Source organism: uncultured Novosphingobium sp., from assembly GCF_964277725.1.
Lineage (GTDB): Bacteria > Pseudomonadota > Alphaproteobacteria > Sphingomonadales > Sphingomonadaceae > Novosphingobium > Novosphingobium fluoreni.
Map to the genome: position 1 here is coordinate 1 of NZ_CAXYKL010000278.1, position 10,853 is coordinate 10,853.

General features: G+C 58.4%; 12 protein-coding genes. 7 read left to right on the top strand and 5 right to left on the bottom strand.

What is annotated here, in order from left to right; genetic code table 11:
- Positions 1-19: 19 nt before the first annotated feature.
- Positions 20-1,003, bottom strand: coding sequence for a DNA topoisomerase IB (locus tag ACHWRX_RS15390; protein ID WP_394659849.1), 984 nt, complete (start codon positions 1,001-1,003; stop codon positions 20-22).
- Between the two features lie 144 nt (positions 1,004-1,147).
- Between ACHWRX_RS15390 and ACHWRX_RS15395 the strand changes: the two genes are divergently transcribed.
- From ACHWRX_RS15395 to ACHWRX_RS15410, 4 genes are all read left to right on the top strand, one after another.
- Positions 1,148-2,386 carry a putative DNA modification/repair radical SAM protein gene (locus ACHWRX_RS15395; protein ID WP_394659843.1) on the top strand — a complete coding sequence of 413 codons (1,239 nt, stop codon included), beginning with the start codon at positions 1,148-1,150 and terminating at the stop codon, positions 2,384-2,386.
- Between the two features lie 63 nt (positions 2,387-2,449).
- The gene (locus ACHWRX_RS15400) at positions 2,450-2,926 is read left to right on the top strand and encodes a hemerythrin domain-containing protein (protein WP_394659844.1); all 477 of its coding nucleotides are present in this window, start codon (positions 2,450-2,452) and stop codon (positions 2,924-2,926) included.
- A gap of 19 nt (positions 2,927-2,945) precedes the next feature.
- A complete protein-coding gene (locus tag ACHWRX_RS15405) occupies positions 2,946-4,361 on the top strand; it encodes a UdgX family uracil-DNA binding protein (RefSeq protein WP_394659850.1) in 1,416 nt (471 codons plus the stop codon).
- 99 nt (positions 4,362-4,460) lie between these two features.
- The gene (locus ACHWRX_RS15410) at positions 4,461-4,925 is read left to right on the top strand and encodes a pyridoxamine 5'-phosphate oxidase family protein (protein ID WP_058737569.1); all 465 of its coding nucleotides are present in this window, start codon (positions 4,461-4,463) and stop codon (positions 4,923-4,925) included.
- 87 nt (positions 4,926-5,012) lie between these two features.
- Here the strand turns inward: ACHWRX_RS15410 and ACHWRX_RS15415 are convergent, their stop codons facing one another.
- Together ACHWRX_RS15415 and ACHWRX_RS15420 are read right to left on the bottom strand one after the other, a co-directional pair.
- Positions 5,013-5,432 carry a response regulator gene (locus ACHWRX_RS15415; RefSeq protein ID WP_394659845.1) on the bottom strand — a complete coding sequence of 140 codons (420 nt, stop codon included), beginning with the start codon at positions 5,430-5,432 and terminating at the stop codon, positions 5,013-5,015.
- Positions 5,433-5,463: 31 nt separating this feature from the next.
- Positions 5,464-6,102: a sigma-70 family RNA polymerase sigma factor gene (locus ACHWRX_RS15420; RefSeq protein ID WP_058737570.1), complete on the bottom strand. Its 639-nt coding sequence runs from the start codon at positions 6,100-6,102 to the stop codon at positions 5,464-5,466.
- A gap of 511 nt (positions 6,103-6,613) precedes the next feature.
- Here ACHWRX_RS15420 and ACHWRX_RS15425 point away from each other — a divergent pair.
- Positions 6,614-7,408, top strand: a complete 795-nt coding sequence (locus ACHWRX_RS15425) for a response regulator (protein ID WP_058738104.1) — start codon at positions 6,614-6,616, stop codon at positions 7,406-7,408.
- A gap of 89 nt (positions 7,409-7,497) precedes the next feature.
- Here ACHWRX_RS15425 and ACHWRX_RS15430 read toward each other — a convergent pair whose 3' ends face one another.
- Positions 7,498-9,177: a CHASE domain-containing protein gene (locus tag ACHWRX_RS15430; RefSeq protein ID WP_394659846.1), complete on the bottom strand. Its 1,680-nt coding sequence runs from the start codon at positions 9,175-9,177 to the stop codon at positions 7,498-7,500.
- Between the two features lie 206 nt (positions 9,178-9,383).
- Here ACHWRX_RS15430 and ACHWRX_RS15435 point away from each other — a divergent pair, with 206 nt between their 5' ends.
- On the top strand, positions 9,384-9,572 hold the full coding sequence (locus ACHWRX_RS15435; RefSeq protein ID WP_082668143.1) for a NepR family anti-sigma factor: 189 nt from the start codon (positions 9,384-9,386) through the stop codon (positions 9,570-9,572).
- Complete coding sequence (locus ACHWRX_RS15440; protein WP_394659847.1) at positions 9,562-10,176, top strand: sigma-70 family RNA polymerase sigma factor; 615 nt, start codon at positions 9,562-9,564, stop codon at positions 10,174-10,176. The genes ACHWRX_RS15435 and ACHWRX_RS15440 overlap by 11 nt, the downstream gene beginning before the upstream one ends.
- A 96-nt stretch (positions 10,177-10,272) precedes the next feature.
- Here ACHWRX_RS15440 and ACHWRX_RS15445 read toward each other — a convergent pair.
- A partial coding sequence (locus ACHWRX_RS15445; RefSeq protein ID WP_394659848.1) for a superoxide dismutase occupies positions 10,273-10,853 on the bottom strand: 581 nt, incomplete at its 5' end.

The following is a 10,853-nucleotide window of genomic DNA, read 5'->3' on the forward strand; positions in this document are numbered from 1 at the left end:
CCGCCGCGGTTCAGAGCCACTACGGGCAAACGGTTTCCAGGAAATCGACCAAGCCGCGTTCTTCGCGCGATAGCCATTGCGTGGCGCGCGGCAGCTTTTCCGGCATGACCGGAGCCTCCGTGCCGCCTTTCGCCGCTGCCACGATGGCAGGATGCACATAGGATTTGCGCGCGATCGTCGGCGTGTTGCCCAATCGCTCGGAAACATCCGTCATCAGCGCCTTGAGCGATAGTCCCGGTTCTTCGTGTAGCCGGCAGAATGCGAACGCGCTGGCTGCCCATGTGCGGAAATGCTTTGCGGTGAAGGCGTCGCCCATGATCGCGTGGATATATTCGTTAACGTCTTGGCTATCGACTGGAACTGCCTCTCCTGCCTCATCCAAGTACTGAAACAAGTGTTGCCCGGGCAGGTCCTGCATCAAACGGACACAGCGAACCAGCTTCTTGTCATCGCAATCGATCTCATGGACTTTGCCAGACTTGCCGCGAAAGCGCAGGCGCAACATGCCGCGATCAATGCGAGCATGACGGTTGCGCAGGGTTGTCGCGCCAAAGCTTTTGTTCTGCTTGGCGTATTGCTCGTTCCCGATGCGGATCGCCCCGGTATCCAGCAGCGAAATCACCGAGGCGATCGCTCGATCCCGGGTCAGCTTGCGCGAGCCGAGGTCTTGCGCCACCCGCTTACGGACCGCCGGCAATTTGCGACCGAACTGGGCACACAGATCGAACTTCGCCGCCTCCCGCTCCTCCCGCCAATCGGGGTGGTAGCGATATTGCTTGCGGCCCCGCGCGTCATAACCGAACGCCAGCATGTGGCCATCCGGGCGTGGGCAGAACCAGCAATTCTCGTAAGCTGGCGGCAAGGCAATCCGGTTTAGCCTGTCGATCTCGTCACGATCCTTGATCCGCTCTCCGGCCGCAGAAAAATACGCCCATCTGTCGCCACGAACTTTTCGCCGCGTGATGCCGGGCATACTGTCATCGACAAAGCGCAGGCTGGGCATGGCGCGGTAAACCTTTCCGTGTTCACTCACGACATGGCGAGCAATGCTCTAACGCATCAAGGGCAAGGAGGTTTTTGCGGCCCTGCGCGGCCTTGCCCTAAAGGCCACTCGCCCGTCTCCCCGTCAGAACATATATCGAACATAATGGCGAAAATGTCTCTCAAAGAAAAGCTCGAGGTCTTGGCGGACGCGGCCAAGTACGATGCTTCATGCGCATCGTCCGGAACGGCCAAGCGGGACAGCCGTAAAGGCGGGATCGGTTCTACGGAAGGCATGGGAATATGTCACGCCTATGCACCGGATGGTCGTTGCATCTCGTTGCTGAAAATACTCCTCACCAACTATTGCCAGTTTGATTGCCACTATTGCATCAACCGTAAAAGCTCCTCCGTTCGGCGCGCGGCCTTCACCGTGGATGAGGTGGTCGATCTAACGATCGGTTTTTACCGCCGTAACTATATCGAGGGGCTATTTCTTTCCTCCGGTATAATTCGCAGCTCGGATCATACGATGGAGCAATTGGTGCTCGTCGTGCGCAAACTGCGAGAAGATCATGGCTTCAAGGGTTACATCCACCTGAAAACCATTCCCGACGCTGATCCGGAAATCGTCGCGCAAGCAGGATTGTGGGCCGACCGCGTTTCAATCAATATCGAATTGCCGACAACCAGCGCCTTGACGCGCCTGGCTCCTGACAAGTCGGAAAAGCGCATAACCAGCGCCATGGCTGAGATGAAGACATCGATATTGGAAGCCAAGGAAGCGTCCCGCAAATTCAAGTACGCACCCCGGTTTGCTCCGGCCGGGCAATCGACGCAGATGATCGTTGGCGCGGATGCGGCAACGGATGTCCAGATCCTCGATCGCGCGTCATCGCTCTATCAGGGGTACAAGATGCGCCGCGTCTATTACTCCGCGTTCTCTCCCATTCCTGATGCCAGCGCGGTCCTTCCTCTGCAAAGGCCGCCATTGATGCGCGAGCATCGCCTCTATCAGTCAGACTGGCTTCTGCGATTTTATGGTTACGAGCCTTTCGATATTCAGGATGCCGCAGAAAACGGCATGTTGCCTTTGGACATCGATCCGAAGTTGGCATGGGCGCTCAAATTCCGTAGCGCCTTCCCTGTCGACGTAAATCGCGCAGAGCGTGAGCGCTTATTGCGGGTACCCGGTTTGGGGGTAAAGGCGGTCAAGACCATTCTCGCCACGCGCAGATACCGTCAGTTGCGCCTTGATGACGTGGCGCGGCTGACGCAATCGATTGCCAAGGTGCGTCCGTTTATCGTCACCTTGGATTGGCGCCCCACCTTGCTGACCGATCGCGCGGATTTGCGTCGCCTTGTGGCTCCGGTCGAAAAGCAGCTGGAATTGTTTGCTGGCTGAGAATGACTCGCGCTAGAAACTTACTTGGTCTCCGATCCGTTGATGGCGGAAAGGAGATCCCCGATGGCTGATGCACGTATCTTTAAAGATTTGAAAGCCGATCACGATCGTCACCGCAAGATGTTCGCCGAACTGAGCGATGCGAAAAGTGACAAGCGCGAAAAGCTGTTCGAGGAGTTGCGCCAAGAGTTGCAGGCCCATGCAGCCGCAGAAGAAGAGTCACTCTACTCGACGATGCTGGCCATCCCCGAACTGCGCGACGAGGCGCGTCATTCGGTATCCGAGCATAAGGAAATAGACGACTTCCTGGGCGAATTGATCGAACTCGATATCGCTTCCGACGATTGGTCGGAGAAGTTCGGCAAATTGCAGCATCGCTACTTCCACCACATTGATGAGGAGGAAGAGGAAATGTTTCCGGAGGCCGCCAAGACCTTGAGCGAAGCCGACGAAGCGCGGATCGCCAAGGTTTTCGAAAAGCGTAAGCCGAAGGAACTGGAAATCGCTGCCGAAGAAAAGCCGGGTGACGAACGCGAGTAATCCTCTTCCCGCCGAACCAATGCGCGCCGCCCCGGCGCGTGTTGTTCGTCTGGCGGCAGAAGATGACTGGGATGGCTGGCGCGATGCCGCGCGCCGCCTCCTGGCCGCTCGCGTAGCTCCAGACGCAATCGTCTGGCAGGCCAGCGAGTCCGCAGACGATCTTTTCGCGGCTGGCGGAAACGACCTTCCCCCCGAGCCCCAGTTAGAACTTCGGGTTCCGCGCGCCTTCCCCGCGCTGGCAAAATTGGCACTTCTGCATAAAGACCCAGAACGTTTCGCGCTTATCTATCGCCTGCTTTGGCAAGTGACAGAGCATCCGGGCCTTCTCAACGACCACGCCGATCCCCTTGTTCGACGAGTGGAGCTGATGGCGAAGGCTGTCCGCCGCGACATTCATAAAATGCATGCATTCGTCCGCTTTCGCGAGGTTGAGGTGCCCGTTGAAGAGGGGGCGGAAGAGCATACCCGCTTTATTGCCTGGTTCGAGCCGGAACATCATATTGTCCGGGCGACCGCCGGCTTCTTTGTCCGGCGATTTGCGCAGATGGCGTGGTCGATCCTGACGCCGGAACTATCTGTTCACTGGGATGGCGAAGTTCTGACCGAAAGTATCGGCGCTGATCGCTCGCAGGCACCGTCCGGCGATCCGCTTGAGGACATGTGGAAGGCGTATTACGCCGCGATCTTCAACCCGGCTCGGCTGAAAATTGGCGCGATGACCAAGGAAATGCCGCGCAAGTATTGGAAGAACTTGCCCGAAGCGCAGCTGATCGCGCCGCTGATCGCAGGCGCACAAGCAAGGGAGGCCACCATGGTCGCACAGCACGTCGCGCCGGATGAGCGCGGGATCTCTCTCCAAGGCCTTGCCGAAGAGGCGCAGGAATGCCGTCGCTGTCCGTTATGGAAGGGCACGAACGGATGCGTTTTCGGTGAGGGCCCCGGTGACGCCAAGCTGATGATCGTGGGCGAACAACCCGGCGATGAGGAAGATAAGGCGCATCGGCCCTTCGTAGGCCCTGCCGGCGGTGTCCTGGATCGCGCTTTGACAGAGGCTGGGGTGGAACGCAGCACGGTCTATCTAACCAATGCCGTGAAGCACTTCAAATTCGAGATGCGCGGCAAGCGACGCATCCATCAGAAACCCGATACTTCAGAAATCGAAGCGTGCCGGTGGTGGCTGGACCAGGAAATTGGGTTGGTGCGACCGCGCACGGTCCTGATGCTGGGTGCCACCGCTGTCAGAGGCGTCACCGGGAAAGCCGCTACGATTGGCAAGATGCGTGGGAGTCCTCTGCATCTGCCGCATGGGGATGGACTAGTGACGTGGCATCCTTCCTACATCCTTAGATTGCCGGACAAGGACGCGGCCGATCGCGCCTATGACAATTTGGTGGAAGATCTCAGTCTTGCGCTCGAAAAGTCACGCGAACACTGAGCAGCATTCGGGACAGTATTAAGTGCTGCTTGGAACGTCACAGATGGCCTTGCGTTAATTTCGTCGACGCTGCGATAAGCTCAGTCGAGGAGTGACATAATGGATAAGGATACGCGCGAAACATTCTGGAAGGCGTTTCAGGATAGCCCTTTCATCATGATGCGGCTTGAGAATTCAAATGAGCACGCCGAACCGATGACGGCACAGCTGGACCGTGATGCGCATCATGCCATCTGGTTTTTCTTGGCTCGCGATAACCGCATTGCTGCCGGCGGCGCGGCGATGGGGCAGGTTGCCACCAAGGGTCATGATGTCTTCGCTTGCATTTCGGGTAATCTCGTTGAGGAAACCGACACGTCTGTCCGCGAGAAACAGTGGAATCAGGTTGTTGAAAGCTGGTTTCCAAACGGCAAGAATGATCCGAACGTATTGATGCTCCGCTTCGACATCAACGACTCCGAAGTGTGGATCTCTGATATGTCGATCAAGGGCAAGTTCAAGATGCTCACCGGCATGCCGATCAAGCCAGGCGAAGCTGGCGAACACGCAACCGGCCCTGTGTGATACAGAAGAACCGCCGGTGCTACGCATCGGCGGTTCCGTTATAAAGCAAACTTGAACCTGCTTTAAATGTTCATCGCGGATGAGGCCCTATGAGGCTTTCAGAAGCTCGTCACTAGACAGGGGCTGCAGCTCCGCCGGGCGAGGAATGGAAAGTGTCTTATCCAACGCATAGGCGACAGCACCCTCAATCGTTTCTCGCGAAAAGGGCTTATGGATCACACCTACCGCAGTTCTCACGGGGGTACCGATCTGAACTGAATTTGCCGTCACATATATAATAAGAGTATTATAGCGTTCGCAGAGCATTCTCGCGATCAGGGGGCCGGTCGGACCATCTCGAAGATTGAGATCTACCAATGCGACATGAGGCGCTTTTGACACTGCTTCAGCGGAGGCAAAATCAGGAACCGTGGCTAATACATCGTAGCCACGGTCAACGAGGATGTCTTCAAGTTGGAGGGCGACTAAAAACTCATCCTCGACGATGACGACTTTCGCGTCGTTCATGCAATTAAGTCCACACTGATTTAGCATGGTCTCACGCGGCCAGAATGTTCGCATCTTCAGTGTTGGCAATCTTCACCAACTCGTCGAAGAAGGCATCGATCGCTTCGCCGCTCAATACAAAGTTGTGGCGGAAGTCCGGAAGCTGTCCCGATTCGATGATCTTGCTCAGCATTGAGCGAGCGCGGCAAATTCGGCTTTTCACAGTGCCTAGCGCGATGCCGCAGATATCGGCGATCTCTTCGTATGAAAGATTACCCGCCGCAACAAGCACGAGGGCTTCGCGGTACGTTTCTGGTATAGCGGTAAGCGCACGGAGAACGTCGCCCAATTCGATCGCGCTCTCCTGGCTGGCGGGGGCGCGCAGGATACGTTCGGCGGCAAGTTCATCGTATTCGCCATGGAAGCGGGCACGACGGGCTTCGCTGTAGAAATGATTGCGCAGGATTGTGAAAGTCCATGCCTTAAAATTGGTGCCCGCTGCATAACGCTCGCGCGCCGCCCATGCCCGCAGCATGGCTTCCTGCGCCAGATCATCTGCGCGATCACGACAACCACAAAGTCCACGCGCGAAAGCTCGGAGATGCGGCGCTACATCGGTGAGAGCGCGCTTGAAATCGCGGTCGCTGAGAGACTTGGTAGGCTCAACCTCCAAGATCATCGATGCTGTCATACGCTTCCCTCCGTCTGCCTCTGTCGAAATGTGAACGTATCTCCGCGGAGAATGGTTCCTGAGTCACACAGCAGGTGCCGCGAAAGCCAGGGTAAGCCGGTGAGATGACGAGAAACTTTGCTGAAATGAATTTTCGATGGGAACATCGGGTAGCTGACCGAACACCGACATTCCCGCCTCTGGCACGGCAGAAAAAGTTGAGGCCCCCGTCCTGGGTGGGACGAGGGCCTCGGGATCGGATCACCACCGGTTGCGGGGGGTGGGAGGGCCGGTGGTGATATTGGTGAAACATCCTGGCCAGAAAAGAGTTCCCCGAAAAGATGCGGCATTCCACCAGCCACAGGGCGCTCTTTCAATTTTTCTTGAGGCCACGGAAGATGTCGCGCTGCACAATAGTGAGTAGCCCCAAACTTGGCTTGCCACTTCAATCAACCGTGCTAGGCTTTCAGCCTGGCGGCTTAAACCGTTCACATTTGAACATTATATCGCGCCACCCTTTCAAGGATTAAGCATGTCTGTCTCCGACCAGATCAGCGTACAGCTACCTTACCTGCGCCGCTACGCACGCGCGCTCACCGGCTCGCAGCAGTCTGGAGACGCCTATGTAAGGGCTACGCTGGAAGCAGCCCTGGCAGATCAATCGTTGCGTGCCGATATCGCCCGCAGCCGGGCCGCGCTCTATGGCGCCTTCACGCGGATCTGGGCGACGTCGCATGTCGATGAACCCGTAGGTGCGGATCATGGCGATCTGCACGAACAAGCGGCACAGACCCGCCTCGCCACTATCGCACCCACTCATCGGCAGGCGCTTCTGCTGACCACCGTGGAGGAATTTTCCCGCGAAGATTGCGCGGACATCCTTGGCGTCGAAACCGGTGAGGTGGACACGCTGGTACGTCAGGCGATCGAGGAGATCGAAAGCGAGTCCACCACGGACGTTCTCATCATCGAGGACGAGCCTTTGATCTCCATGCAGTTGGAGGGCTTGGTTTCCGAGCTTGGCCATAACGTGGTCGGTACCGCGGCCACTCGCTCGCAGGCGCTTGAACTGTTTCGCAACAACCCAGCCGGTCTGGTCCTTGCGGACATTCAGCTGGCAGACGGCAGTTCCGGTATCGATGCCGTTGAAGATCTGTTGAAGTTCGGTGACGTGCCCGTGATCTTCATCACTGCTTATCCCGAAAGGCTGCTCACCGGCGAACGCCCCGAACCTACCTATCTGGTTACAAAGCCGTTCCAGGAAGCGACCGTCCGGGCCGCGATCAGCCAAGCCCTGTTCTTCGGGTCGAGCCGGCCTTTGATGTAATCTTCGCAAATCTCAGCAGAAAGGGCGGCTGCGCGATGCGCTAGCCGCCCTTTTTGTGTGCTCTGAGGATAGCGTCCCTTGAAAGTCTATCAGTCCTGCTCACCGCGGCGTAGGCTGAATTCCTTCGTAATGCGCACGGGGACCTTCAGCCGGCATTCCACGCCTTGCGGCAGGAACTGCAAGTTGACGTCAGACCGCAGCTCGTGCGCCACGATCTTTTCAATCAAATCCCTTCCGAACCCGCGCTTGTTGGGGACTGCAACCGGTGGGCCACCCTCCTCGCGCCAGTGCAGCTCGGCATGGTCGGGATCGATCATCGACCAGTGAACGTGGATCCGCCCGGCGTTCGTACTCAGCGCGCCGTACTTGGCGGCATTAGTGGCTAGCTCATGGATCCCGAGTCCGAGGGACATGGCGTCGTTAGGCGCGAGCTTGATCTCCGGGCCGCTCATTACGACGTGCGGCTCATTACCCTCCATGTAGGGCGCCAGTTCCGAACGCACGATGTCACCCAGCGGCGCGTTGCTCCAGTCAGTTTGCGAGAGGAGGTCATGTGTCGCGGACAGAGCGCGGATGCGGGCCGTCAGGCTATCGGTAAAATCGTCGATGTCCGTGGACCGACGGCGCGTGAGAGCGGCGATCGACAGCACATTTGCCAAGGTGTTCTTCACGCGATGGTTCAATTCGCGAGTCAGGGAGTTGCGGATTGCCGCCTGCCGGCTCAGCCACTCCAACACCCGGCGGTCCTCCACCGCGCGGCGAGTGATCAGCCTGCCGATCGCCATGACCATGAGCGAGGTGATGACGCCGAAGAATAACGTGATGCGTGCCATCGCCGAGAGCGCGCCCGTCTTCTTGTCGCTGACACGGATGATCCATTCGTGGCTGCCGACGTCAATCTTGCGCTCCATCGCCGCGCCGCTACTGCCGGAAGCCTTGCGTTGCGCTAGAAGGTTTTGCGGGGTTACCGCACCATCGAAAATGCTGACTTCGATCTCTTCATTGCGGAACAGTTCGGCCGCGCTTTCCACGAAGTCGTCAGCGCGAAAAGGGCTGTAGACGAAGCCCTTCATCGTATCGCGACGGCGCGCGTCGATGACCGGCATGTATATCAGGAACCCCGGTACTTGCCTGTTTTGCTCCTGGGCTAAAAAGACGCGACCGGAAGTCACAGGCTTGCCGGTTCGCATCGCCAGTTCCATCGCACGGCGACGCACCGGCTCGGAATACATGTCGAAGCCGATGGCCTTGCCGTTACTCAGGGACGACGGTTCAAGATAGATGATCGGTGTCGCGAACTTCGGGACCGGACCGTCACTCGCCTTGACTGAGGACGGGTCTGGCCAAATGCGAAAGTCAGGTGTTCCGCTGGCCCGTTTGGCATTCTGGAAAGTGATCGCGTTCTCACGGCGCAGCAGGGGCGCCCAACCGACGCCCAGCGACCCGTAGAGATTGCCGCTGGACTGAAGATCGCTTGAGAACTCGGCTATCTGGGCCTGGGTCACATCCTGCTGGGTGGCGAACAGCGCCGACGCAGCACGTAGCAGCGCAATATTCTCCGTCACTCGCCGCTGCATCGCCGAGGAGATTTCGGTAAGATTGCGATCCAGCTCAACCTCGCGACGCTGCTGGTCCGAGCGCTCGATGGCCATGACGCTGACGGCGGTGCCGATGCTGGCAATCACGAAGAGCAGCAGCGGCCAACCACGCGGATAGCGGTGGAACCACGCCTGCTTCTCCATTCTATCCAGCAAGGTGTCGTCAGCCACGACCGGAACCGTCCTTTATCTATCCCGGCACCCTGCCCGGCAGTGTTATTTTGGTCGCACGACATGGACGCGGCACATCGCGCGGACAAGTCTTTGTGTGGGGGGAACCATGACAAGGATCAAATGTTCCAGATGTACGCGCCGTCCGGCGACGAAGCTTGGTTGCTCCGCCGTGCTGGCAGCAGCTTTCGCTTGAAAGGGAGTTCGTGTTGCCTCACCCAAAAGGACAAGGGGGGTCCGGGTCACCGTCTGGCATACCGCCGCTTACCCGCAAAGAGGTTGAGCCTGGCTGGGCCGCGGGACTTCGCGCGCTGTATAATACCGTTGTCGATGAGCCTATCCCGGACAGCTTCGATGATATCCTGAAGAAGCTGGACGAGAGCGATGACGGCTGAGCGCAAGTCATCCGGCAATCAAGCGGACGAGGCCTTCCGCAAAGAGCTTCTGGGTGCCCTGCCCCACCTTCGCGCATTTGCCCGCGGCTTGTGTGGTCGCCCGGATTACGCCGACGATCTGGCGCAGGAGGCCGCCATCAAGGCATGGGGTGCCAGAGAACGTTATACCCCCGGCACCAACATGCGTGCGTGGACTTTTGCGATTCTGCGCAACCATTACCTCAGCGAACTGCGTCGTAACCGTCGCCAGACGGATCTGGACGAAGGCGTCGCGGAGCGGATGCTGGTGATGGATGCCGACCAGGAAGGCGGAATTCACTTGTCGGACATGGACGCCGCGTTGCAGCAACTCGCTCCTGAGCGTCGCGAGGCGGTCATGCTGGTTGGCGCAGGTGGTTTTACTTATGAGGAGGCGGCGGAGATCGCGGATTGCGCCGTGGGCACGATGAAGAGCCGCGTGGCACGCGCACGCGCCGAGTTGAACCGCCTGCTGAATACGGAGCCCGATCCCAAGACGCCAACTTTGCTCAAGCCTGGCACAAGTGGGCGACCACGCAAAGTCACATCCACTAGAGCCGCGCCTACCAAGCGCAAGATCGGCTGACATCCGGGGTCAGCCAACCGCCCAGAGACTTCGCGCACAAAGAAAAGCCCGCCTTTTTCGCAAAAGGCGGGCTTTTCCATCAACCATTTATGCGTCTCAGGCGGGATAGACCCATGCCGTGCCGCGCTCGAAGTTCTCCGAAGCGAACTTCCAGTTGATGATGTTGCCCAGCACCGCCTGGACATAAGCCGGACGCTTGTTCTTGTGGTCGATATAGTAGGCATGCTCCCACACATCGACGGTCAGCAGCGGGTTGTCGCTGTCGATCAGGGCGGTCGCGGCGTCGTGCGTGGAAATGACGGCGAGCTTGCCATCCTTCACCACCAGCCAAGCCCAACCGTTCGAGAAGTGGTTGACCGCCTCGTTGCTCAGAGCCTCGAGCAGGGCATCCATCGAACCGAAATCGCGCTGGATCGCGGCGGCGAGCTCTTCGCTAGGTTCGCTCTTCTCAGGCGAGAGCGAGTGCCAGTAGAAGCCGTGATTCCAAGTCTGGGCCGAATTGTTGAATTTCGGGCCGCTTGCTGAGCGAATGATGTCCTCGAGCGGCTTACCCGCCTCGTCGGTACCTTCCAGTGCCGCATTCAGCTTGTCGACGTACGTCTTGTGGTGCGCGCCGTGGTGCGTTTCCAGCGTGGTGCGGGAGATGTGCGGCTCTAGCGCATCGTGGCTGTACGGCA